The organism is Thermus hydrothermalis (assembly GCF_022760925.1).
Classification (GTDB): domain Bacteria; phylum Deinococcota; class Deinococci; order Deinococcales; family Thermaceae; genus Thermus; species Thermus hydrothermalis.
The window spans coordinates 22,371-44,809 of record NZ_JAKTNT010000012.1; the positions used below are offsets into that span (position 1 = coordinate 22,371).

The 22,439-nt window shown below is 62.8% G+C and carries 22 protein-coding genes and 1 tRNA gene; 18 read left to right on the top strand and 5 right to left on the bottom strand.

Translation table 11 applies throughout. From position 1 onward, the window contains the following. Nucleotides 1-3: 3 nt before the first annotated feature. The gene (locus L0C60_RS08450) at nucleotides 4-1,110 is read right to left on the bottom strand and encodes an LptF/LptG family permease (protein WP_234505113.1); all 1,107 of its coding nucleotides are present in this window, start codon (nucleotides 1,108-1,110) and stop codon (nucleotides 4-6) included. Then, nucleotides 1,107-1,727, bottom strand: a complete 621-nt coding sequence (locus tag L0C60_RS08455) for a hypothetical protein (protein ID WP_234505116.1) — start codon at nucleotides 1,725-1,727, stop codon at nucleotides 1,107-1,109. The genes L0C60_RS08450 and L0C60_RS08455 overlap by 4 nt, the downstream gene beginning before the upstream one ends. A 64-nt stretch (nucleotides 1,728-1,791) precedes the next feature. Here L0C60_RS08455 and L0C60_RS08460 point away from each other — a divergent pair, with 64 nt between their 5' ends. Together L0C60_RS08460 and L0C60_RS08465 are read left to right on the top strand one after the other, a co-directional pair. Beyond that, nucleotides 1,792-3,225, top strand: coding sequence for an O-antigen ligase family protein (locus L0C60_RS08460; protein WP_243092663.1), 1,434 nt, complete (start codon nucleotides 1,792-1,794; stop codon nucleotides 3,223-3,225). Beyond that, nucleotides 3,222-3,629, top strand: coding sequence for a hypothetical protein (locus tag L0C60_RS08465; RefSeq protein WP_234505120.1), 408 nt, complete (start codon nucleotides 3,222-3,224; stop codon nucleotides 3,627-3,629). The genes L0C60_RS08460 and L0C60_RS08465 overlap by 4 nt, the downstream gene beginning before the upstream one ends. A 3-nt stretch (nucleotides 3,630-3,632) precedes the next feature. On the opposite strand, the gene L0C60_RS08470 is transcribed toward L0C60_RS08465, so the two are convergent. The 3 genes from L0C60_RS08470 to L0C60_RS08480 are packed head-to-tail and all read right to left on the bottom strand — an operon-like array spanning nucleotide 3,633 to nucleotide 6,347. Further along, complete coding sequence (locus tag L0C60_RS08470; protein ID WP_267962567.1) at nucleotides 3,633-4,208, bottom strand: apolipoprotein A1/A4/E family protein; 576 nt, start codon at nucleotides 4,206-4,208, stop codon at nucleotides 3,633-3,635. Between the two features lie 9 nt (nucleotides 4,209-4,217). Then, complete coding sequence (locus L0C60_RS08475; RefSeq protein WP_243092664.1) at nucleotides 4,218-5,840, bottom strand: hypothetical protein; 1,623 nt, start codon at nucleotides 5,838-5,840, stop codon at nucleotides 4,218-4,220. A gap of 18 nt (nucleotides 5,841-5,858) precedes the next feature. Next, the gene (locus L0C60_RS08480) at nucleotides 5,859-6,347 is read right to left on the bottom strand and encodes an FHA domain-containing protein (RefSeq protein WP_243092665.1); all 489 of its coding nucleotides are present in this window, start codon (nucleotides 6,345-6,347) and stop codon (nucleotides 5,859-5,861) included. 303 nt (nucleotides 6,348-6,650) lie between these two features. On the opposite strand from L0C60_RS08480, the gene L0C60_RS08485 reads away from it, so the two are divergent. The 16 genes from L0C60_RS08485 (at nucleotide 6,651) to L0C60_RS08560 (ending at nucleotide 22,434) form a co-directional block, all read left to right on the top strand. After that, entirely contained in the window at nucleotides 6,651-7,892 is a 1,242-nt protein-coding gene (locus L0C60_RS08485; RefSeq protein WP_279231941.1) for an oligosaccharide flippase family protein, read from the top strand. After that, nucleotides 7,889-9,010 carry a UDP-galactopyranose mutase gene (glf, locus tag L0C60_RS08490; protein ID WP_243092667.1) on the top strand — a complete coding sequence of 374 codons (1,122 nt, stop codon included), beginning with the start codon at nucleotides 7,889-7,891 and terminating at the stop codon, nucleotides 9,008-9,010. Before L0C60_RS08485 ends, glf begins: the two co-directional genes overlap by 4 nt. After that, on the top strand, nucleotides 9,003-9,917 hold the full coding sequence (locus L0C60_RS08495; protein WP_243092668.1) for a glycosyltransferase family 2 protein: 915 nt from the start codon (nucleotides 9,003-9,005) through the stop codon (nucleotides 9,915-9,917). Before glf ends, L0C60_RS08495 begins: the two co-directional genes overlap by 8 nt. A gap of 156 nt (nucleotides 9,918-10,073) precedes the next feature. Next, entirely contained in the window at nucleotides 10,074-10,958 is an 885-nt protein-coding gene (locus L0C60_RS08500; protein ID WP_243092669.1) for a glycosyltransferase family 2 protein, read from the top strand. A gap of 172 nt (nucleotides 10,959-11,130) precedes the next feature. Continuing rightward, nucleotides 11,131-12,288, top strand: a complete 1,158-nt coding sequence (locus L0C60_RS08505; RefSeq protein ID WP_243092670.1) for an O-antigen ligase family protein — start codon at nucleotides 11,131-11,133, stop codon at nucleotides 12,286-12,288. Next, nucleotides 12,245-13,321: a glycosyltransferase family 4 protein gene (locus tag L0C60_RS08510; RefSeq protein WP_243092671.1), complete on the top strand. Its 1,077-nt coding sequence runs from the start codon at nucleotides 12,245-12,247 to the stop codon at nucleotides 13,319-13,321. The genes L0C60_RS08505 and L0C60_RS08510 overlap by 44 nt, the downstream gene beginning before the upstream one ends. Before the next feature lie 148 nt (nucleotides 13,322-13,469). Further along, nucleotides 13,470-14,564 carry a sugar transferase gene (locus L0C60_RS08515; protein WP_243092672.1) on the top strand — a complete coding sequence of 365 codons (1,095 nt, stop codon included), beginning with the start codon at nucleotides 13,470-13,472 and terminating at the stop codon, nucleotides 14,562-14,564. Between the two features lie 9 nt (nucleotides 14,565-14,573). Beyond that, the gene (locus tag L0C60_RS08520) at nucleotides 14,574-15,386 is read left to right on the top strand and encodes a hypothetical protein (RefSeq protein WP_234507559.1); all 813 of its coding nucleotides are present in this window, start codon (nucleotides 14,574-14,576) and stop codon (nucleotides 15,384-15,386) included. A 154-nt stretch (nucleotides 15,387-15,540) separates the two neighbouring features. Then, nucleotides 15,541-15,614: transfer RNA gene (locus L0C60_RS08525), tRNA-Gln, on the top strand. Nucleotides 15,615-15,659: 45 nt separating this feature from the next. Then, nucleotides 15,660-16,040 (top strand): response regulator, encoded by a 381-nt coding sequence (locus tag L0C60_RS08530; RefSeq protein WP_234507561.1) that lies wholly within the window; start codon nucleotides 15,660-15,662, stop codon nucleotides 16,038-16,040. 4 nt (nucleotides 16,041-16,044) lie between these two features. Then, nucleotides 16,045-18,177, top strand: a complete 2,133-nt coding sequence (locus L0C60_RS08535; RefSeq protein ID WP_234507793.1) for a transglycosylase domain-containing protein — start codon at nucleotides 16,045-16,047, stop codon at nucleotides 18,175-18,177. Then, nucleotides 18,161-18,904, top strand: a complete 744-nt coding sequence (locus L0C60_RS08540) for an RNA methyltransferase (protein ID WP_234507563.1) — start codon at nucleotides 18,161-18,163, stop codon at nucleotides 18,902-18,904. The genes L0C60_RS08535 and L0C60_RS08540 overlap by 17 nt, the downstream gene beginning before the upstream one ends. Then, the gene (locus tag L0C60_RS08545) at nucleotides 18,897-20,444 is read left to right on the top strand and encodes a sensor histidine kinase (RefSeq protein ID WP_234507565.1); all 1,548 of its coding nucleotides are present in this window, start codon (nucleotides 18,897-18,899) and stop codon (nucleotides 20,442-20,444) included. The genes L0C60_RS08540 and L0C60_RS08545 overlap by 8 nt, the downstream gene beginning before the upstream one ends. A 19-nt stretch (nucleotides 20,445-20,463) precedes the next feature. Beyond that, nucleotides 20,464-20,949, top strand: coding sequence for a low molecular weight protein-tyrosine-phosphatase (locus L0C60_RS08550; RefSeq protein WP_418952991.1), 486 nt, complete (start codon nucleotides 20,464-20,466; stop codon nucleotides 20,947-20,949). After that, complete coding sequence (locus L0C60_RS08555; protein ID WP_234507567.1) at nucleotides 20,912-21,700, top strand: fructosamine kinase family protein; 789 nt, start codon at nucleotides 20,912-20,914, stop codon at nucleotides 21,698-21,700. The genes L0C60_RS08550 and L0C60_RS08555 overlap by 38 nt, the downstream gene beginning before the upstream one ends. Further along, complete coding sequence (locus L0C60_RS08560) at nucleotides 21,676-22,434, top strand: DUF4388 domain-containing protein (RefSeq protein ID WP_234507569.1); 759 nt, start codon at nucleotides 21,676-21,678, stop codon at nucleotides 22,432-22,434. Before L0C60_RS08555 ends, L0C60_RS08560 begins: the two co-directional genes overlap by 25 nt. Nucleotides 22,435-22,439 lie beyond the last annotated feature (5 nt).

Here is a 22,439-nt window from a genome sequence, read left to right on the forward strand (position 1 = left end):
AGTCTAGCGCAGGGCCCGCGCCCCCAGGGCGAGGAAGAGGAGGTTGGCCCCCCAGGCCCCAAGCTCCGGGGGCAAAGCCCCGATGCCGGCTAAGGAGCGCCCCAAGAAGAAGGCCCCGTAGTAGGCCAGGGCCAGGACCACGCTCATCCCCAAGGCGAGCCCCGTGCTCCGCCCGTAGCGGAGGGCCATGGCCGCCGCCAGGAGGACCAGGACCAGGTTGGCGAGGGGCAGGGCCAGCTTGGAGTGGAACTCCAACCGGGCCCGCCAGCGCTCCAGGGGGGCCAGGAAGGGGTCTTTGGCCTTCCGCCAGGCCTCGGAGAGGCTATCCTGGCCGAAGCTAAAGGTGTCGGCGTAGTCGGCGATGGCCCGGGCCCGGGAGAGGTCGGACTCCACCTCCAAGAGGGACCCTTGGCTCACCACCTTGAAGACGCGGCGCACCTGGCCGAGGAGGTCCTTGGCCCCCTCGAGGCCCGGCACCTCCTTGAAGTCCACCCGGTAGTAGCGGTAGTGCTCCAAGGTGATGACCTTCCCCTCCCACCGGCCCCGCTCGGCGAAGAGGAAGGTGCCCTCCTCCCCTTGGAAGGCGGAGATCCTTACCCCCAGCATCTCCTTCCTCTCCCAGTCAAACCCGGAGAAGTAGAGGCTTTTCCCCTGGCCGATGGGGATCTGGAGCCCCACGAGCCGGTGGAGCCCGGCCCCCTGGGTGTGGATCTCGTCCCACCAGGCCACCCGCACCCGCTCGTTGTAGTGGGGCACCACGGCCTCCTGGAGGTAAAGGGCTATCCCTGAGAGCACCGCTCCCACAGCCAGGAGGGGAAGGGCTGCCCGGTAAAGGGGGATCCCCCCCGAGAGGAGGGCGAACTGGGCCCCTTCCGCCGAAAGCCGCCCAAAGACCAGCACCGTGGTCACCACGGTGGCGATGGGGAAGACCTGCACCAAGACCCCGGGCACGTGGTAGGAAAGCCAGCGGAGGACCTTGACAAGGGGCACCCCCTCCAGCCACCGCGCCCCGGCGTAGAAGAAGCCGAAGAGGTAGACGGCGGTGAGGAAGGCCAGGGCCAGGAGGAGGACGGGTAGGCTTTCCCTTAGGACGTAGCGGTAAAGGGTCATGGGAGGCGGCTAGCGTAGGTGACGAGGCGCATGGCGCTCTCGGGTACCTTGGTGGAGGCCAAGACTTTCCCCCCTTGGAAGCGGAGGTGGAGCCGGGCGGAGGCCCCTTGCCCCTTGAGGGTGGCCTTGCCTTCCTGGTAGGTGAAGCTTCCCAAGGCCAAGGCTTCCCTCCCCTTCAGGTCCACCACCAGGGCTTCCGCCTGGAGCTTAGGGCTATCCGCCTGGACCTTGCCCTTGAGCACCACCACCTCCTCGGCGAAGAGGGCAAGGGCCCTTTCCGCCTTAAGCCCCTTGAAATCGGCGTTGCTAAAGGTGAGGCTTTGGAAGCGGGCTTCCTGCTTGGGGATGTCGTGCTCCAGGCTTTGGGCGAGGAAGGTTTCCTTGCTGGAGAGGAGCTCCACCCCCCTTGCCCGGACGAAGGCGCCCTCTTTGTACTCAATGTAGCTTCCCTTCAAGCGGAGTCCGTTTTCGTTGTCCACCAGGATCCCCCCCTGGGGAAGGGTGGTGACCCCGGTGTCCAGGTTGACCCGTTGGGGGCCGAAGGGCTCCACGCTGAAGGTGGCGAAGCGGGCAGCCAGGGCTACCCCGAGGAAAAGCAGGGGCCAAAGCCTTCTCATGGAGGGCACTTTACCCCATTTCCCTTAGGGTTGCGTTAGCTCCCTTTTTGGTAAAGTTTAGCCCGTGCGCCTCCTTTCCCTAGGCCTCGCCCTTGCGCCCCTCTTCCCCTTCTTGGGCTGGCTTGCTCCCTTCTTCTTACCCGGCCTTCGCGGGCTTCCCCGTCCCATCTTGGGCCTGCTGGGGTTCTACGCCCTTTCCCTTCTCCTCCCAGCCCTTTTTGCTCCCGAGCCCTTGGCCTTTCCCATGGCCCTTTTCCGGGTGCTCTACGTCCTCGGCTTGGTGGGGGCGGGGGTAGTCTTGGCCAAGCGCTTCTCCTCGGAAGCCTTAGCCCCCCTGGGGTATGGCCTAGCCCTCCTTTACCTGACCGCTTTCGCCGCCACCTACCTCGTCTTTGGGGACAGGGCGGTGGGGGAGCGCCTGGCCCACCCCTTCCATAGCCCCGTGGGGCTCGGCCTCATGGGGGCGGTGGGCGTCCTCTTGGCCCTTTACCTGCGCTACCCTTGGCCCTTTCGCCTTCTCCTGGGCCTTCTTGGGGGGGCGGTCCTCCTCCTTTCCGGGAGCCGGGGGGGGATGCTGGGGCTTCTTTTGGGCGGGGCGGGGGGGCTTCTCTTCCGCCGGCGGGGGTTTTGGGCGTTGGGGCTTTCGGGGCTTCTCCTGGGGGTTGCCACTTTCCTGGACACCCCGGCCACGGAGCGGTTTTTCCAGGTCCAGCTTTCCGGGCGGGAAGCGCTTTGGCTTCGGGCGTACGAGGTTTACGCCGCCCACCCCTGGACCGGGGTGGGGCCCTACCTCCTAGGGGACTACCTTCGGGGAACCCTGTTTGGGGACTGCTTTCTCTTTTCCCTTTTGGAGGCGCGCGGCCTAATGTGCCCCGCCTGGCTTAAGCCTCTAGGGGGGTTCTGGCAGTTCGCCCATAACCACTTTTTGCAAGCCCTGGGGGAAAGTGGGCCCTTAGGGGCCTTGGGACTCCTTCTCCTCGTGGGGGGATTTTTGGCGGCGGCCTGGGGGGATGGGCTTCTTTTTTCCCTCCTCTTGGCCTACGCCGCCATGGGCATGGTGGACAATCCCTTTAGCGTCCCAAGTCCCTTCCGCGGCGAGATTTTCTTCCTAGCGGGGGGGTTGGCCTTGGCCCAGGGACGCCTTGTCCTAAGCCGTACCTTGGGCCTTGCCGCAGGGGTGGCCCTCCTTTGGGCCCTTCCCTTTTGGCAACTTGCCCTCACGCCTTCCCCTTCGCCCCCCCGCCTGGCCTACGCCGCCTTGGGACGGGAGGGGGGAGTGGTGCGCCTCGAGGGGGGCGAGGGCTACCGGGTCCAGGTCTGGCTTTGTGCCAAGGCCTGCCGCCGTGTGGGCTGGGAGTGGGATGGGGCTAAGCCCATCGCCTTTAGCCTTCCCAAGGACCTACCTCCCGGGTCCTACCGGCTACGGGTCCTGGTCTTTGCCCCCTCGCGCCTTGGGCAAAAGCCCCTTTATGCCCTGGAAAGGGAGGTGGTGCGGTGAGGGGGGCTTGGTTCCTTGCCCTTTCCCTCCTTGGCGCTTTGGGGCTAGGGCTTTGGGGCCTACGGGAGGCTTTTGCCCTGCGTCCCTTGGCCCTTGGGCCCTGCCGGCCAGGCCCCTTGCCGGAGCGGGCGGAGCTTTGGACGAACGGGGTGGTGGAGATCCCCCTTTGCCGCAAGGCCACCTTGGTTCTCCGCCTCGAGGGCACCCCCGCCCAGGGTAAGGGGCCCCACGTCTTGGTGGCCGAGGGAGGCCGCCTCCTCTTTGAGGGGGAGGTTTTGGGCCTTGTGGAGCTCAGGTTCCGCACCTCGGGGGAAGGCATCGTGGCGGTGGCCTTCACCGATGACCTTTACCTTCCCCCGGAGGACCGGAACCTCTTCCTGCGGGGGCTCCTGGTGGAGCCTTAGGTCTTACCGGAGGAGGCTGATCAAGGTTAAGACTATGCCAATGGCGGTGAAGACCAGCATGGCCTTGTTGAAGGCCCCGTTGATCTCCGCTTTGACCTCTTGGCGCAGGGAGTAGATCGCCTCTTCCAGCCCTTGGATGCGCCCCTCCAGCTCGGTCCTAAGCTGTTGGATGCGTTCCTCCAGCTTGGTCTCTACCTGCTGGATGCGTTCCTCCAGCTTAATTTCTACCTGTTGGATACGCTCCTCCAGCCTGGTCTCTACCTGTTGGATACGCCCTTCCAGTTTGGTTTCTACCTGCTGGATGCGTTCTTCTAGTTCAGCCTTGACCTGCTGGATACGCCCTTCTAGTCTGGTCTCTACCTGCTGGATGCGTTCCTCCAGCTTGGTTTCTACCTGTTGGATACGCCCTTCCAAACGGGCTTCCGCGGTCCTCAGTTCCCCTTTGACCTCCTCGCGCAAGGTGTCAATGCGGCGGGAGAGATCGCTCACCAAGGGAGGGAGTACCTGGAGGGTAGCTTCCACGATGCCCTCCAGCTTCTCCAGGCGCTCGGCCAGGCGCTCAGGGTCCACTCCTGGCATAAGGCCATTCTAGCGCAAGGAAAGGCCGAAGGTGAGGCTTAACCCCGGGGTTTCGTCGTACTGCCCCTGGAGGACGTTTTGCGCCCGAAGCTCGTAGGCGAAGCAGCCGTCGTAGAGGCGGAGGGTGAGGCCGTAGCGGGTAAGCCCTCCGCCCCCAAAACCCACCTCGGGGGCGAGCCAAAGGGCCTGGCAGCAATTGCGGTCCGGTAGGGGCATGGCGTAGGCGAAGCGGACCTCCTCCAGGCTTCCCCGCACGTAGGCCGCCCGGAGGCTTCCGAAGCGCTCGCTTTGGAAACGCCCTTCCAGGCGGTCTAGCCGGTTCCCCAGGGGGTTTTCCAGGGTGTAGCCGAGGCCCAGGGGGCCATAGGCCGCGTCCACGAAAAGCCTCTGGTATTCGTCCCGGTTCTCGTAGGTGAAGGGCGGGGTCTGGCCCAAAGGCTCAAGCCTCCCCCCGTACCCTGCCCGTAGGGTAAGTTCCCCGTCCCGGAAGCTCCCTTCCACGCTTCCTCCCAGGGCCAGGTAGGGGTCGTACCCGGCCCCGGGGTAGAGGGTGAAGAGCAGAGCGGGGGTGAGGGAGAGGCGAAAGGGGCCTTCCTGGAGGGTAGCCCGGTAGGAGGCTTCTAGCCCCAGGGTCCAGCCTTGGCTCCTTCCCGTTTCCGCATAGCGGAGGAAGGGGCTAAGGGTAAGGTCCTCCAGGCGGAAGGTGGGGCGGTAGCGGACCTCGAGGCGGGGGGTGTCGGCGTCGGGGGGCTTGGGGCTTGCGGCGAAGAAGAGGTCGCCGAAGAAGGCCCTGACCCCGGGGGCGTAGCCCAACTGGGCCTCCATGCCCCGGTCCCCCTCCCGGTAGCCCAGGAGGAGGGCTTTCTGCTCGGTTCCGAGGCCCGTGGCCAGGAGGGTAAAGCGCCTCTCCCACCGCCCAATCTCCTCCCCGGGCTTGGGGAGGGGGAAGCCCCTGACCCCCACGCTCCAACCCCCGTCCGCTGTGCTCCCCAGGACCAGGGGGCTTTCCAGGGTCGGTTTGCGGTGGGCGTTGGCCCGGGCTTCCCCCAGAGGGATGTCCAGCGCCCAGAGGCCCAGGCGCGCTTCCCCCACGAGTTCGCCACTGGCCACGTCAAACCGGGCCTCCTCCATGGCGAGGCGCACGTCCTCCCCGCAGGGGCAGGGCGTGGCCAGAAACCCTTTGAGGATGGCTTCCTTTTGGTGGAAGCGGGCCTCTTCCGCCCTTACCCGGTAGGCGGGGGACTCGAGGAGGACCCTTTGGCCCAAGGGGGGGCTTTCCAGGAGGACGCTTTCCGCTTCTGCCCGAAGCCTTCCCTGGGCAAGGCGCACGCCCTTCAGGGTCTTGCCCTCCAGACGCTCCGCCTGGATACGCCACCCCTCCGCCTCCCCGGTGAGGTTTTCGGCGAAAAACGCCTTGGCCTCCTCTCGGTAGCGGATGAGGGGGGTCTCGAGGAGAAGGCCTTCCCGTTCTAGGCAAGCGCGTCCCTCAAAAACGAGCTCCTCCCCATCGTAGGTGAGTTCTTCTCCGCCCAATAGTCCCTCTTCCGTTTCCAAGGTGTAGGGCCTTTGGGCGCAAGGGCCCGCCAAGGCCAAGCTTCCCCAAAGGGCTAAGAGGGGGAGTAGGCGCCTCATGGCTAAGACGATACCAGACTAGAGGGCCCAGCCCGAGGGCCTTGCCGGGTAGGGTGGGGCCTGGCCCCGCTTGACCTCTACCCGGAAAAACCCCGAGAGGGTGAGGGTGCCCCCCGTGGCCCGGGCTTGGGCCAGGGCCTGGTCCAGGAGGGTGCTTAGCTCTAGGAGGAAGCGGTCTTGTACCGCCTTCTCCACGGGCAAGGCGCCGAAGGTGAGGCAGGCGGGGTTTACCTTTGGGCAGTGGGGTTCTAGCCTGAGCCTCCCCCCAAGGAAGTAGAGCCGCCAGCTTCCCAGGTCCACCCGGTACCCGGCCCGCAGGTGGTCCTGGTACTGGAGGGCGAGCCTTTGCCAGAGCTCCCTGGCTTCTTTGCCCACGGGGCTTAGGGTGTACCGCCAGGCTGTGGCGCCCTCCTGGGTGAGGCTTTGGCTCCGGGTGAGCCGCCACTCTTGGGCGTGGGCCAAGGGGAGGAGGAGGAGTATGAGGAAGCTTGGCCCACCCCTTCGCATACCCTTTCATTCTCCCTCCGTCGGCCTTGGTTCTCTGCCTCCCGAGGGTTTGTGGGGGAGGTCCTGTAAGGTGTTATAGTTTGGTGGGGATGGCGCCTGTGTGGACATGTGTGTAAGGCGAGCGTGGATGCTTTTGGAGCGAGGTGGAGTGTGAAGAGGGTGGTGATAGTGGATGCTGGTTACGTGGGTCTTGCCACGAGGGTGGTCTTGGCCTACGTGGAGCACAGGTTAAGGCCCTTGGGGTCGTTTGGGGGGTGGTAACTCCTGCGTAGGCTAGGGCGAGAGCATCATCTTTTCGGAACGCTGGTTCGTTCAAAGACGGTTAAAAGTCTCTTTTACCTGTACCTGGTTCAGGTTGCGAATTACTTGTTTCCCCTCCTTACTCTTCCATACTTGGCGCGGGTGTTGGGCCCAGATGGCTTTGGTGTGATGACCTTAGGCCAGACTCTGGCGCTATACCTTCAACTCCTTGTGGAGTACGGCTTTTCTCTTTCCGGAACCCGGGAGGTGGCACGGCATCGGGAGGACCGGGAGGCAGTAGCTTGTATTGTTTCTGGGGTGATGGGGGCCAGGGTCTTCCTCCTGTTACCTGCGACCTTACTAGCTTTTCTGGCCCTTTATCTGCCGCCCTTTAAGGGAAGGGAGGACATAGTGGGAGCGGCGTTCTTTTGGGCGGTGGCCTGGGGGTTTAGCCCAGCATGGGTTTTTCAAGGTTTGGAGCACATGCGGGAGGTGGCCTTTTTAGAGGTGCTGACTCGAGGGCTAGCGGCCCTAGGTGTTTTCTTCCTGGTGCGCTCACCTGAACACGCTTATCTTCCCCTGATGCTGAATGGGGTAGGGGCCGCGGTCGCTACGGCGATAGGGGTCGTGTGGTTGGGTAGGACCCTGCCCTTGCGTCCACCTTCTCTAAGAGGGGCTCTTAACTTTCTGGTTTTGGGCGGACGTTTCTTTTTTCCACGGTTGGTAGTTAGTTTTTATGCAGCTGCGAATCCTATAATTCTTAGTTTCTTTGCTTCTCCCTTACAAGTAGGCCTTTACGCAGGGGCGGAGCGGGTTGCAAAGGCAATGCTGGGTCTGATAGAGCCTTTTAATCGGCTTTTCTTCCCTCGGCTTTCTCATTTAGTTAGATATGATCCGAGGATAGCCGGGCTTCTAGCTGTGCGGGTTCTAGTCGTTATGGGGTGTCTCGCTGGAGTGGGCGCATTGTTCTTGTGGGTTTTTTCTCCTTGGTTAGTGCGGTTTCTTCTAGGGACAAGCTATGAGGAATCGGTCCCAATCGTGAAAGTCCTTGTGCTACTCCTACCGCTTATTGCGATGTCTAACCTTTTAGGAATACAGATGCTGTCTTGGGGGATGGATCGCTCCTTCAATACTGTTATCCTTTCAGCGGGGTTGCTGAACATCGTTTTAACGACAGCGTTAAGCGCTTTGGGAGGGCCTTTGGGCTTAGCTTGGGCAGCGGTTTTGGTAGAAGCTTGGGTGGTGGGTGGGATGGTTTGGTACCTCCATAGGCATAGGCGGCTTCCCTGGGAGGTTGCCCAATGAAAGTAGACTACGCTATCGTGGGTGCTGGTTTTACTGGGGCCACCTTGGCGGAGCGGATCGCCTCGGAGCTGGGGAAGCGGGTCCTGGTGGTGGAGAGGCGGGACCACATCGGGGGGAACGCCTACGATGAGATGGACGAGCGGGGGGTTCTGGTCCACCGCTACGGTCCCCATATCTTCCACACGGAGAGCCGGAAGGTGTTTGAATACCTCTCCCGCTTCACCGAGTGGCGCCCCTACTTCCACCGGGTGCGGGCGGTGGTGGAGGGGAAGGAGATTCCCCTGCCCTTCAGCCTGGCCTCCTTGCGAGCCCTCTTCTCCAATCGGGTAGCGGACCGCCTGGAGGAGAAGCTCATAGGGCGCTTTGGCTACGGGGCCCGGGTGCCCATCCTTCGGCTCAAACAGGAGGACGACCCTGACCTTCGCTTCCTGGCGGACTACGTGTACAAAAACGTCTTTGAGGGGTACACCCTGAAGCAGTGGGGAATGCGCCCCGAGGAGCTTTCCCCTTCCGTGACGGCGCGGGTGCCCGTTCTCGTCACCTACGATACCCGCTATTTCCAGGACACCTACCAAGCCATGCCTAAGGAGGGGTACACGGCCCTTTTCCGGCGGATGCTCCGGCACCCCAACATCAAGGTGCTCCTGGGGGCGGACTGGCGGGAGGTGGAGGGAGAGGTGCGGTACCGGTACCTCATCTACACGGGGCCTATAGACGAGTTCTTCGGGTACGCGCATGGGCCCTTGCCCTACCGCTCCCTGCGCTTCCAGCTGGAGGGAAAGCCAGTGCCTTGGGCCCAGGAGGTGGGGACGGTAAACTACCCCAACGAGTACGCCTACACCCGGGTCACGGAGTTCAAGCACCTCACGGGGCAGGACTACCTACCCCACACCGCCTTGTGCTACGAGTACCCGGAGGCCTACGAGCCGGGGCGGAACGAGCCCTACTACCCGGTGCCCAAGGAGGAGAACGAGGAGCGGTACCGGCTCTATTTGGAGGAGGCCAAGAGGCTCAAGGGGGTGTACTTCGCCGGGCGGCTTGGGGATTACCGGTACTACAACATGGACCAGGCGGTGGCACGGGCGCTGAAGCTTTTTGAGGAGGTGGCGCGTGGATAGGGTGTGTGCTGTGATCGTGACGTATAACCGGAAGGCCCTACTCAGGGAGTGCTTGCAGGCGGTACTCGCCCAGACCCGTCCTCCTGACCACGTCCTGGTGGTGGACAACGCTTCCACGGACGGGACGGCGGAGATGCTTCGGGAGGAGTTCCCCCGGGTGGAGGTCCTGAGGCTTCCCGAAAACCAGGGGGGGGCTGGGGGGTTTCACGAGGGGATGAAGTGGGCCTACAAGGCGGGGTACGACTGGTTTTGGCTGATGGATGACGATACAGTTCCAGAAAAGTCCACATTAGAGGGACTGTTTCAAGGAGCTTTGGAATATGAGCTGGATGTGGTAGGACCGCTTCCTCTTTCCATTGAAGATCCGAGGGAGCTCGCCTATCCTCTGCCAGTAGGGTTTTTGCTTACGTTTAACCGAAACTTGGTGGACGAAAGTAGTATACGTTGGGGTGAGAGTCAACTCTTTCTAGGCGTCTTGGTGAGCAAGAGGGTTGTGGAATGTGTGGGACTTCCTGATTCTCGCTTATTTATCCGGGGAGATGAAGTTGAGTATGGCTTGCGCGTTTCCCGAGCGGGAATGCGGGTGGCTACGTTGCCTTGGGTGAGGGTGGTTCATCCGAGTTTTCGCCGGGAGCTCTTTATTCTCTTGGGAAGACGCTTTGTGGTGGGGTATTCAGGAAACCCTCGTAAAGACTTCTACAACTTTCGCAACCGAATCTATATCTTTCGCAAATACTACTCGCTCTGGCCAGTGAAGGTATTTCTAGACTTGGTACGCCACATCTGGTTCTTTTTAGGGGTGCGCCGAGGTGACTGGAAGGGTTTGGCCCTGTGGTTCAGGGCTGCATGGTTTGGGTTTAGGGGAGCCCTAGTGCCATATGAGAAAGTTTTTGGTGAGCATAGATGAATACGAGCGTTCGTTGCAGTTTGCTGCAATATTTGAGGGATTGAGCGGAAGGACATATTTTGCGCTTCAGCTTGAAGTTGGCTCACGTGGGGAGTCAAGCTTTTGGGAGAAGACAGTACTGCTTTGCTTCCGTGCCTTGAGGGGGCTTCGTGGGTTATGGATAAGCCTCTAGTAACCATTGGGATTCCTTTCCGCAATCCGGGTCCTTTTATTGACCTCGCCGTGCGCTCCATTTTCGCACAGACTTATGAGAACTGGGAGCTGATCCTAGTGGATGATGGTTCTGACGATGGAACGTATGAGCGTGTGGTAGCAATACGGGACTCGAGAGTAAAAGTCGTGAGAGATGGTGAAAACAAGGGCCTTCCTGCCCGATTGAATCAGATTGTTACCCTGGCCCAGGGAAAGTATGTCGCGCGGATGGATGCCGATGACATTATCCATCCTGAGCGCATTGAAAGCCAGGTGCGTTACCTGGCGGATCACCCAGAGGTGGATGGAGTTACAACGGCGGCCTATTTAATAGATGAAGAGGGGCACCTAATTGCCTCGCTTCCGGGTGTTCAGCCCTCGGTTTGTGAGGTCCTTTCAAGGGGTGGTTATCTACATGCGTCCTTGATGGCGCGGCGAGATTGGTTTGTGGCCCATCCTTACTCCCTGGAGTACCCCAGAGCAGAAGATCGGGAATTGTTCGTGCGTACCTATGATGCATCAAAGCTGCAGGTGCTGGACGAGCCCCTGTACTTCTATCGTTGGTTTGGGTTGCCACGGAGCAGGATTCTGCGAATAGGCTACCGCAGTGAAAGAAAAATTATGCTCAAATACGGACCACGTCTTGTGGGGTGGGGAGCTACGTTTTGGCTGATGGCTAGGTCCTGGGCGAAGGAAACCGTGGTCGTGCTCGCTGAGCGTCTGGGCCTGGAACGGGCCTTGGAATGGCGGGTGTCTTTCACCAAGGTCACGCCTAGAGATGAGGCCCGTTTTGCTGATGCCATGGCGAAGGTTATGGCCACTGCTGTTCCGGGCTGGGACAGTAGGTAGCTAGATGAGGCTTGCTTGAGTTGTAGGTAACATGTTTCTTTGTCGGTGTTGAGATGTGGGGGTGTGTGGGTGTTTGCTGTGCGTTGTCTTAGGATCGCCAAAGGTGCAGAAGGGGTGGTAGGTGACAGCACTTGGGAGTAAGAAAACTAGCGTAAAGGGAAGAATGCCCTTTGTGTTTTTCATTCTAGGGCTTTCCTTATCCGTCGTTCGCTGGGAACCTGCATTTTTTGATGTGGCGCTGCCCTTGGTAGCGCTGTTGGGGTATAGATGTTTTGCTTGGAGGTTTAGACATGCTCTAGCCTTTCTTTTAGTTGGCCTTTTTATATTCAGCCATTTGCCTTCATTGTTGATTGCTCTATGGGGTGTCCATGACCCGGTGGTTCCATGGGGACGAGCAGTGTTTTATGCGCTTGTTACCTTTTACTTAGCTTTGGTTTCACTTTTATTTATGGGAATAAAACAAAACTTTTCCATTCATTTTTTTGGGGGGTATCTTGGAGGCGCCTTGTTGTCCTCCCTTTTTGGCGTTTTCGCCTTCTTAGGTATGCCGGGTCTCGAGTCATTACTTTGGGGTGGGTCAAGGTTGGTGGGTTTGTTTAAGGACCCTAACGTTTTTGGGGCTTTTTTAGTGCCAGCATTGCTTTTTTTGCTTGCCCAAAGCTTCAGGCGCAAGCCTCTTTGGTTGCTTACTTTTTTGCTTTGCATGGCCGCTTTGCTGTTATCTCTCTCAAGGGGGGCTTGGGTTAACTTCCTCGTTGCGCTGGTGGTATGGACATTTTTGCGTCCAAAGGCCAGATGGCCTTTGATTCTGCTGATGTTTTCGTTGTTTATAGCAACTTTTCTTTATGCAACACTCTTGCTAGGCGATACTTTTTCCTCACGCTTGGGTTTCCAGCCTTATGACCGCGATAGGTTCAGCAAGCAGGCGGAGGCCCTAGTTGCGTCCTGGGAGGACCCTATAGGGAAGGGGCCGGGATCGGCCGAGTACCTTTTGGAGTATGCCACCCACAACTCCTATGTGCGCTTGGCCTTTGAAACCGGTTGGGTCAGCCTTTGCTTCTGGCTTGCCTTTGTAGGCCTTAGCATGGCTTATGCGCTGAGGTGTGGACTCAAGCAGGGCAGTTTATTGCACGAGATCGTATTCGCGAGCCTCGCCGGTATTCTCGCAGAAAGCTTCGTCATCGATACGCTCCATTGGCGGCATATGTGGATTATGCTTGGCTTAGCATGGTCGGGGTATGCGTGTGCTTTATCTGATCACCCGAGCCGAGCCAGGGGGGGCCCAGATGCATCTTCTGGAGCTCCTGAGGGCCTTCCGGGACAGGGCTGAGCTACACCTGGCCGTGGGGCAGGACCAAGAGGATTTCTTGGTGGAGGCTGCCCGGGAGCTGGGGGTGGAAACCCACCTGCTTGCTCACCTGGTCCAACCGTTAAGGCCCGTATCGGACTGGCGGGGACTTGGGGAAGTAAGGGAGTTAATCCGGAGGGTTCGCCCCCATCTAGTCCATGCCCACTCCTCCAAGGCGGGTTTCCTAGGCCGGCTTGCGGCGAAGAGTCTGGGAATAAAGAGTATCTTTACAGCCCATGGTTGGGCTTTTACTGACGGGGTGAGCCCCGCACGAAGGGCTTTAGCCCTCACCTTGGAGCGCCTGGCGGGCCGGGCTGGAGACCTCGTCCTCGCTGTGTCCGAAAGGGACCGGGAGCTTGCTCTACGTTACCGAGTGGTGCCTCCCGAAAGGATTCGCCTGGTATGGAACGGGGTTCCGGACACCCCTTTGCGGGCGAATCCAAGCCACAATCCCCCCAGGATCGTCATGGTGGGGCGCTTCGCGCCGCAAAAAGACCACGCCCTCTTGCTTAGGGCGCTTGCGGAGCTAAGGGATCTTCCATGGCGCTTAGACCTGGTGGGCCAAGGGCCTCTTTTGCCCGAAGTACAGGCCCTGGCGGAACGCTTAGGCCTGGAGCAGCGGGTCCGTTTTCTTGGGAAGCGGTTGGATGTGGACCGTATCCTGGCCGACGCGCAGGTTTTTGTCCTGGCTTCCAATTGGGAGGGCTTGCCCCTTTCCGTGTTGGAGGCCATGCGGGCAGGGCTTCCCGTGGTGGCGAGCGATGTGGGGGGGGTGCGGGAGGCTGTGCTGGAGGGCAGAACAGGTTTCCTGGTGCCCCGGGGAGATGTGACGCTTTTGCGGGAGCGCCTTGCCCTTTTGCTCCAGGACCCGAGTCTGAGGGTAGCTCTGGGGAGGGAAGGGCGAAAGAGGTATGAAGCCCACTTTACCCTGGAGAGGATGCTTCGCCAGGTTTGGGCCGCCTACGAGGAGCTTTTGGCCGCCCCTTCATCCCCTTTTCAGGGAGTTGTAGGGTAGCATGGAGGGCATGGGCGTGTTGGAGCTAAAGCTGCCCTATCGGCTTATCAAACCAAGGAGTTGGCCCAGTCCCTGGCTTGCCCTGGGTCTGCTCCCTGCGCTCTTAGGGGCCCTTGTCTTCTTTGGTCTGCCCCCTTGGAGGGGGGAGGTGGGCACGCTCGTGTTCCTTACTGTCCTCGCCCATCTCTTGGCTTTTCTCTCCACCGACCGGATGGCCCGCTATCCGGGGAAGGAGGCCTGGGGGCTTGCGGCCTTTAACCTCTTGCTTTTTACCCTCCTTTTGGTGGCGGTTTTGGCTTTGGGGAGGCTTTACTACTCTAGGGGTTATCTCCTGATGGCTACCCTCTTTGCCTTCCCCCTTTTGGTGTTCTACCTGACCCGTATGCCCCCTGTGCGGCTTGCCCTCGTTCCCGGTGAGGTGGCGGATTGGCTTAAGGCGCACTTCAGGGGGGAACTTCCCGTGGTCCGTCTTGATGAGGTGGAGGGGGTGGTGGCGGACCTCCATCACCTGGACCCAAAGGCTTTGCCCTTTCTGGCGGAGGCTTCCCTGAGGGGGATACCCATCCTCCATGCGGCGAGCGTGTACGAAGGGTATACGGGTAGGGTACCCCTAGGCCCCGATTTCAACGAGGGCCTCATGGCCTTGGCGGAGACGGACCGGGGGCTATATCCGTGGTTCAAGCGGGTGTGGGAGGTGGGGCTGGTCCTTGTCCTTTCGCCCTTTCTCCTTGTCTTGGGGCTTCTCGTAGCGCTTTTGGTCTACCTGGACTTAGGCCGGCCTGTGCTTTTTGCTCAGGAGCGTGTGGGCCTGGGTGGGCGCCCTTTTAGGGCCTACAAGTTCCGCACCATGCGGGGCGCTCCGCGGGAAGGGGTGTATGCGGGTGAAGAAGAGGCCAGGATAACCCGCCTTGGCCGCTTCTTGCGGCGCTACCGGTTGGACGAGTTGCCGCAGTTCTGGAATATTTTGAAGGGGGATATGAGCCTTGTAGGCCCGAGACCGGAGCAACGGATCTTGGCGGAGGCTTACGCGAAAGAAATTCCCCTTTATCCCTTGCGCCACAGCGTCCGTCCAGGGCTTACGGGCTGGGCCCAGGTGCAGCAGGGATATGCGGAAGGGGTGGAGGGAACCCTGGTTAAGCTCAGCTACGACCTATACTACATCAAGCATCTCTCCTTTTGGCTTGACCTTCGGATTCTGGTAAAGACCCTTTGGGTTATCGGTACGGGTTTTGGGGCACGTTGAACTTTGGGTATGAACGCAGAAGCAGAGGTGACCTTTTTAGATCTCCTCAAGGCATTGCGACGGAGTTGGTACTGGCTCTTGGGGGGCGGTTTGCTTCTTGGGGTGCTCGTGGGGTGGGGTAGTGTTCTATTGCCACCGCGTTATGTGAGCGAGATGGCGGTGCAAGTAGCCACAAAAAAGCCTCAAGAGGGGGTTTCCTTTTTAGTAGAACCCATGCCTTTGGCGACGGAAGGGGTTTCCTTAGCTCTCCCGCGTCCGAGCCAGCTACCCTGGGGCGATTGGATTGGTGATACTTTAACTGAGGTTTTAAGCGAAAACCAAACGAAAGGGAAGTTTGATGCGGTGTATAGGAGTGGCGTACTGAGCCTGAGGGGTTTTGGTAGTACCCCCGAGGAGGCACAAAGAGAAGCCCACGAGGTCTACGAAGTTATTGAGGGGGAACTGAGGAAACGGGTAGAGGCTTTTTGGCGAAGCTATCTTCGTGGAGAGGAGATGGTGCTTCGTCAGGGGTTAGGGGAGCTAAGGGAAGCGCTTCAAGCGCTTGCGCAGAAAAATCCCGATTCTTCCATCCCCCAGCACTTCCAAGCTACAGCGACCCTTATGGAGGTGCGCATCCGCCAACTTGAAGCCTACCAGGAGGAAACGGCGTTGCATGGGTTGGTGGAGGAAACCTTGGCCTCGAGCCTAAGCCTTCTCCAGGCAGCGCAAATCCCAGAACACCCGCAAGAGCGGTATCCCTGGCGATATGGGGTGCTAGCCACCTTAACCTTTTGGTTATTTGGAAGTCTCTTGGTCTTTACCAGAGAGCTTTTGCGGGCCTGAGGTAGAGGAGGGTGAGATATCCGGGGGGGCTTATTTCTGCCTGGAAGGCTTTTTGGTGCGACACACATGGCCTTGTTTATGGGCAGGATGGGTCGCTTCCGGAAGAGGGGGTTTGACGGCAGGAGGGTTTTGCCCTACAATCCCCCTTGGACGCTGGGGCGTCGTCTAATGGCAGGACAGCGGACTTTGGATCCGCCGGTCGTGGTTCGAGTCCACGCGCCCCAGCCAAATTTTTTTCATAGATTTTTCGCACCTCTCCGGTAAACTGGCCCCGTGGCCACGGAGTACCCGGGACTGCTCCTATTAAGCCGCAACGAGGCGCTGCGCGCCTACGTGGAGCTTGTCCTCTCGGAATCAGGGCTCCCCCTACGTTACTTTGATTCGGCTAAGGAAGGGCTTTTTTGGCTTTTAGACCATACTCCCAAGGCCATCCTTTTAGATGAGGACTTGGACGTGGACCCCTTTGCTGTGGCGGCCCGTATCCGCCACGTTAGACGCCTTAAGGGCGTGCCCTTGGCTGTGCTCATTTCTCCGTCGGATAGGCTTCGTACCACGGCGGAAGTGGTTCGCGTGGCGCCTCTGGAGAAGCCCCTGAGCCGCGAGAAGCTTTTCCAGCTTGTGGGCGGTTCTCCCCAAGAAGGGGAGGTTGGGTAAACTGGTGGGCGTGCGGGTGTTCCGACTTCTTGCCGTGACGTTCTTGGGGCTCTTGGTCGGGGCTGCCCTGGCCTTGGGCTATCTCGCCTATGGGTACACCCGCCATCTGCCCGACCTGTCCCAGTTTGAGCGCCTACGCCTCACCGCCACCTCGGTCCTTTACGCCCGGGATGGCACGCCCATCGCCCAGATCGCCAGCGTGGAGGAGGGACGGGCCATCCACCGGAGCCTGGTGCGCCTCGAGGAAGTTTCCCCGGCGGCGGTGGCGGCCGTCGTTTTTTCCGAGGACCGCCGCTTTTTCCAGCACTACGGGGTGGACTTCGTACGCATGGTGGGCGCCCTTTGGGCCATCCTCCAAGGGGACCTGCAAGGGGGAAGCACCATCACCACCCAGGTCATCAAGAACACCCTCCTCAAGGAGCTGGCCCAGGCCCGTTCCCTGGAGCGCAAGTTCAAGGAGTGGGCCTTGGCCTTGGAGCTGGAGCGGCGCTACACCAAGGAAGAAATCTTGGAAATGTACCTGAACGTGATCCCCTGGGGCGGCAACGCCGTGGGGATCAAGGGGGCGGCGGAGGCCTACTTTGGCAAGGACCCGGCCGCCTTGACCCTGGCGGAGGGGCTTTACCTGGCCTCGCTCATCCCCGCCCCTAACGCCCGCTATGCTGACCTTTCCGGGGTGCGCCAGCGCATGCGCCTTCTCCTGGACCAGATGGTGGCCGAGGGGTGGGTGAGCCCGGAGGTGGCCGAGGCCGCCTGGCGGGAACCCCTGGTGCCCAAGGGGTGGCGGGCCCGGTACGATGGCGAGGGGAACCTGCTGGAGGCCGAGCTCGTGGACCCCGAGGCCCGGCTCGTGCGCCAACTGGACTTCCGCATGGCCCCCCACTTCGTCTTGGAGGTGCGGCGCTTCCTCGAGGCCCGCTTCGGCCGGGAGAAGGTCTATGGGGAAGGGGGGCTTAAGGTCTACACCACCCTGGACCCCGCCATGCAGCGGGCGGCGGAACGGGCGGCTGCGGAGGCCCGCCTGCCCGAGGGGGCGGACCTCGCCATCGTGGGCTTGGACCCGGAAACAGGGGAGGTCCTGGCCCTGGTGGGGGGGGTTAGGCGGGAGGGGGACGAGTACAACCGGGCCACCCGGGCCCTGCGGAACCCGGGAAGCGCCGTCAAGCCCTTCGTCTACGCCACCGCCTTTGAGGAGGGCTTTACCCAGGCCAGCTTGGTGCCCGACCGTCCCCTGGAGTTTCCCGACCCCAGCCAGCCTGGGGGGGTGTGGCGGCCCAAGAACTTCTCGGGGACCTTCCTCAACCGGGAGATCACCGTGCGCTACGCCCTGGACCTCTCCCTCAACCTCCCCGCCATCTACACCGCCAACGCCATCGGCGTGGAGAAGGTGGCGCGGAAGCTTTCCGAGGCGGGGTTTGCCGTGCGCTACCCCACCTTGGCCATCGCCATCGGCGGGGCCTCCATCACCCCCGTGGACCTGGCCGCCGCCTACGCCGCCTTCGCCAACGGGGGCTACCGGGTCACGCCCCTTTACGTCCTGAGGGTGGAGGACGCCCAGGGAAGGCTCCTCTACCAGGCTACCCCTGAGCGCCGGAGGCTCTTTAGCCCTGAGGCCGCCTACCAAGGGTGGGACCTCCTGAAGGGCTACGTGTACGACCTGGGGGAGAAGGGCCTGGCCAAGGGGGCCCGCATCCCGGGCCGGGTGGTGGGGGGTAAGACGGGCACCACCAACGAGGCCCGCGACCTCTGGTTCGCAGGGGTGACCCGGGGGCTTTCCGCCGTGGTCTGGGTGGGCCGGGACGACAACAAGCCCCTGCGCATGGGGGGGCGGGAGCCCTCTAGCTCCGTGGTCAACCCGCCCATCTGGCGGGCCTTCGTGGCGGAGGCCCTAAGGGGCCGCCCGGGGGGCGACTTTCCCCCGCCTTCCGGGCTCGTGGAGGCCCGGGTGGACCTGGTTTCGGGCCTGCCCTCGCCGGAGGGGGTAGCCATGTGGTTTCCCCAGGGCAAGGTGCCCCTTCCCCCGGCAGAACCCCCTTCCGAGACCGCCCCCGTGCTCCCCTCTGAACCCCAGGGCCAGACGCCACCGGAGGCCCCGCCCACCCCACCCTTGGAGGAGTCCCATGGAACCTCGCCCTGACCTGAGCCATATCCGCATCGTCTTGGTGGAGCCGCAGGAGCCCATGAACGTGGGGGCTGTAGCCCGGGCCATGCGCAACTTCGGCCTTTCCCGGCTTTACGTGGTGAACCCCCATCCCCGGGTGGGGCCGCCCTGGGCCCGGGAGGCCTACTGGCTTGCGGTGCACGCCGAGGGGATTTTGGACGGGGCCGTGGTGACGGAAAACCTTTTGGAGGCCCTCGAGGGCACCCACTTCGTGGTGGCCACCACGGGCCGGCCCAGGGAGCTATACCCCGCCCCCGTGGTGCCCGCCTGGGAGGTGCCGCGCCACGCCCTCGCCGTGGAGGGGGAGGTGGCCTTGGTCTTCGGCCGGGAAACCTTCGGCCTCACCAACGAGGAGTTGGACCTGGCCCACCTGATCGGCACCATCCCCACCGCCCCCGAGCAACCCTCCTTGAACCTGGCCCAGGCGGTGGTGGTCTTCGCCTATGAGCTCTACAAGGGGGCGATAGGGTGGGAAGCGGGCGAAAAGGAAACGCTCGCCCCCACGGAGGCCCTGGAGGCCCTCTTCGCCGATCTCGGGCGGTACATCCTGGAGATCGGCTTCACCGACCCCCACCGCCACCCCTACGCCATGCGCCGCCTGCGCCGCATCCTGCATAAGGCCCGGCTTTCCCCGGGGGAGGTGCAGCTCTTAAGGGGGCTACTCCACCAAAGCCGTTACGCCATGGGGAAGAAGGATGGCTAGCCAAAGCCTCTACCGCCTCGTCCGCTTAGCCCAACGCCTCTTGCCGCCCCTCATCGCCTTGGTGGTGGTGGTCTTTGAGCTGGCCCTTTTCCCCTACCGGCACGTGGATGCCCTCCTTTGGCTCCGCCTGGGCTTTTACGGCCTGGTGGGGCCTTTGGTCACCTACGCCGTCTTGGAGTGGATCGCCCAGGAGGTCTTGGAGAAGCTCCGGGCGGAAAGGGCTTTGGAGGAGGCCAACCGCAGGCTTTTGGCGGCGGGGCGGGTCTTCCGGGAGGCCCTGGAGAGCGAGAACCTGGAGGAGGCTGTCCACCGCGTGGCCCGGGCCCTCCAGGAAACCCTGGGCTACCCCCTGGCCCTGGAGGTGGAGGGCGTGCGGGCGGGGGAGGAGTGTGGGGGGGTGAGGGTGGAGCTTCCCGGCCTCAGGGGGTACCTGGAGGCCTGTCCCCCCACCCCGGAGCGGGCCTTCCTGGAGGTGTTGGCCCACGAGGTGGGCGGGGCCTTGCAGGCGGTGGTGGCGCGAAGCCGTGACCTCCTCACCCTCTTTGAGGTGGACCAGGCCCTGAAGGCGGAGGCCAACCTGGACCGGCTTCTGGAGAACCTCTTGGAGCGCATCCAGGACTGGGCGGAGGCGGAGGGGGGCGGGGTGCTTCTTCTGGACGAGGAGGGGTTCTTGCTCCCCCGGGTGGTGCGCAACCTAGCCCTCCCCGCCCATCCCTTCCTCCCCGAGGGGGCTTGGAAGGGGGCCTTGGAGGGTCCGGTGTTCGTGGCCCCCGAGACCCTGGCCCTACCCCTGAAGGCCAGGGAGCCCGTGGGGGTCTTGGTGCTCAAGGGGAAAGGCCTTTCCCGGCGCATCCCCTTCCTTTCCTTCCTGGCCTCCCAGGTGGCCCTGGCGGTGCGGAACGCCCAGGCCTACCTGAGGGCCGAGGAGCTCGCCATCAACGAGGAGCGCACCCGGATCGCCCGGGAGATCCACGACGGCCTGGCGCAAAGCCTGGCCTTCATGGCCCTGAAGCTGGACCTGGCGGAAAGGCTTTTGGACAAGGACCGGGAGGCCGCCCTAAAGGCGCTTTCCGAGGTGAAGGACACCTTGCGGAGCCAGATCCGGGAGGTGCGCCGGAGCATCTTCGCCCTCAGGCCCATTGACCTGGAGCGCTACGGCTTCCTGGAGTCCGTGCGCCGCTACGCCCAGGCCTTCGCCGAGCAGGCGGGGTTCCGGGTAAACCTTTCCTTGCCCGAGGCCGTGGGGCTATCCCAGGCGAGCGAGCTTGTGCTCTTCCGCGTCCTCCAGGAGGCCCTCACCAACGCCGCCAAGCACGCCAGGCCCACCCGGGTGGAGGTGGTCTTGGAGCCCTTGGGGGAAAGGGGGGCGAGGCTTGTCGTGCGGGACAACGGCCAAGGTTTCCAAAACCCCGAGGCCCAGGGCTTGGGAGGCTTTGGCCTCACCCAGATGCGGGAGCGGGTGGAGGCCCGGGGAGGGCGTTTCTGGGTGGCCTCGGCCCCGGGGAAGGGCACGGAGGTGGGGGCGGAGGTGCCCTACTAGGGGCCCTATGATGGAGGGTATGGAGCGCCCCACGCGCGTGCTCTTTGTCTGCTTGGGCAACATCTGCCGAAGCCCATTGGCGGAAGGGGCTTTCCGCAAGCTCCTAAGGGAGCGGGGCCTCGAGGCCCACTTTGAGGTGGACTCCGCCGGCACCGGGGCTTGGCACGCGGGAGAGCCCATGGACCCCAGGGCCCGGCGGGTCTTGGAGGCGGAAGGGGCCTACTTCCCCCACGTGGCCCGGGCCATGACCCGGGAGGACGCCCTCTACTACGACCACATCCTGGTCATGGACCGAGAGAACCTGGCCGAGGTCCTAAGGCGCTTCCCCGAGGCCCGGGGCAAGGTGCGGCTCCTCCTGGACTACCTGGGCGGGGGCGAGGTGAAAGACCCCTACCACGGGGACTACCAGGACTGCCTCGAGGTCTACTGGACGGTGGAGGCCGCCTGTAGGGCCTTCCTGGAGGTCCATGGACCCAAGGGCGCTTCTCCGGCGGGCGGGGCTTGAGGCGGAAGGCCCCCTCCTTCCCCTCCACGGGGGGGATATGGCCCGGGTGTGGCGGGTGGGGCCCTACGTGGTGAAGGTGGCGGAAGACCCCCCGCCGGGCCTTTTCCCCGCCGAGGCCAAAGGACTGGCCGAGCTCGGGAAAAGGGGGGTGAGGGTGCCCCGGGTGCTCCACGTGGCGGAGGAGGGCCTGGTGCTGGCGTACCTGGCCCCGGGGAAGGAGGACTGGGAGGGGCTTGCCGCCATGCTCGCCCGCTTGCACCGGCAGAAGGAGGCGGTGTACTGGGCCGAGCCCGGCTTTCTCGGCACCTTTCCCCTTCCCGGGCGCCGAGGGGGGGAGTGGATGGAGTTCTTCTTCCTGCGGTGCGTGGAGCCCCTTCTAAAGGCCACCTGGGAGCGCCTAGAGGGGCTTGGGCCCAAGGTGGAGGCCCTTTTCCGGGAACCCCTCCCCACGGAGGGCCCGGCTCCCCTCCACGGGGACCTCTGGCACGGGAACGTCCACTTCGCCCAAGGGGGGCCGGCCCTCCTGGACCCCTCCTTCTTCGTGGGGGAGAGGGGGGTGGACCTGGCCATGATGCGGCTTTTCGGGGGCTTCCCTCCCGCCTTCTGGCGGGCCTATGAGGCCCTTTACCCGGTACCCGAGGCGGTGGCCAGAGCCCTGCCCCGGTACCAGGTGTACTACCTCCTCGCCCACGTGCACTTCTTTGGCCGGGGCTACCTGGGGGCACTATGGAAGGCGATTTCCGCCTCTTAGGCCCCATTGACCTCCTGCAACTCCTGGCCCAGGGGGGCAGGACGGGGCTTTTCCAGGTGGAAACCCCGGGCGGGGTGGGGGAGGTCTACCTGGAGCGGGGCCGCCCCGTGCACGCCGCCTTCCTGGGCCGGGTGGGCCGGGAGGCCCTTTTGGAGGTCCTCGCCCTAAAGGAAGGGCGTTTCCGCTTCCACCTGGGGGGCAGGGCCCCCCTCACCACCCTTTCGGGGCCCTTGGAGGCCTACCTCCTCAAGGCCATCCGCACCCTGGACGAAAGGGTGGAGGTGGGTCCCTTTGACCTGGTCCGCCCCTCCACTCGGCTCGGGGCGGTGGGGGCCACCTTGGACCCGGTGGAGCTCGCCCTCCTCGAGGACCTGGGCCAGGGCAAGAGCCCCTTGGACCTCGTGGGGCCCTCTAGGCCCCTGGAGGAGGTGCTGAAGCGCCTCGGCCACCTGGCCCGGCTGCGCCTGGTGGAGGTTTCGCCCCGGGTACCCCGCACCGCCCGGCTCCAGGTAACCCTGGGAAAGCGGGGCGCCCAGGTGGATGCCCTCCTCCTCAAGGCCTGGCGGGCCCACTACGGGGGCTTTACCCGCGTGCGGGTCAAGGGGGCGAAGGAGGCGGTTTTGCCCGTGGAGGGAGCGGAAGGGCTTGGGGTGGAGCTAAGGCTTGCTCCCGAACTCCTCCTCTTCCACGGGCTCAAGGTGGGGGAAGAGGTCCTGGTCTGGCCCGAGGTATAGTGGCC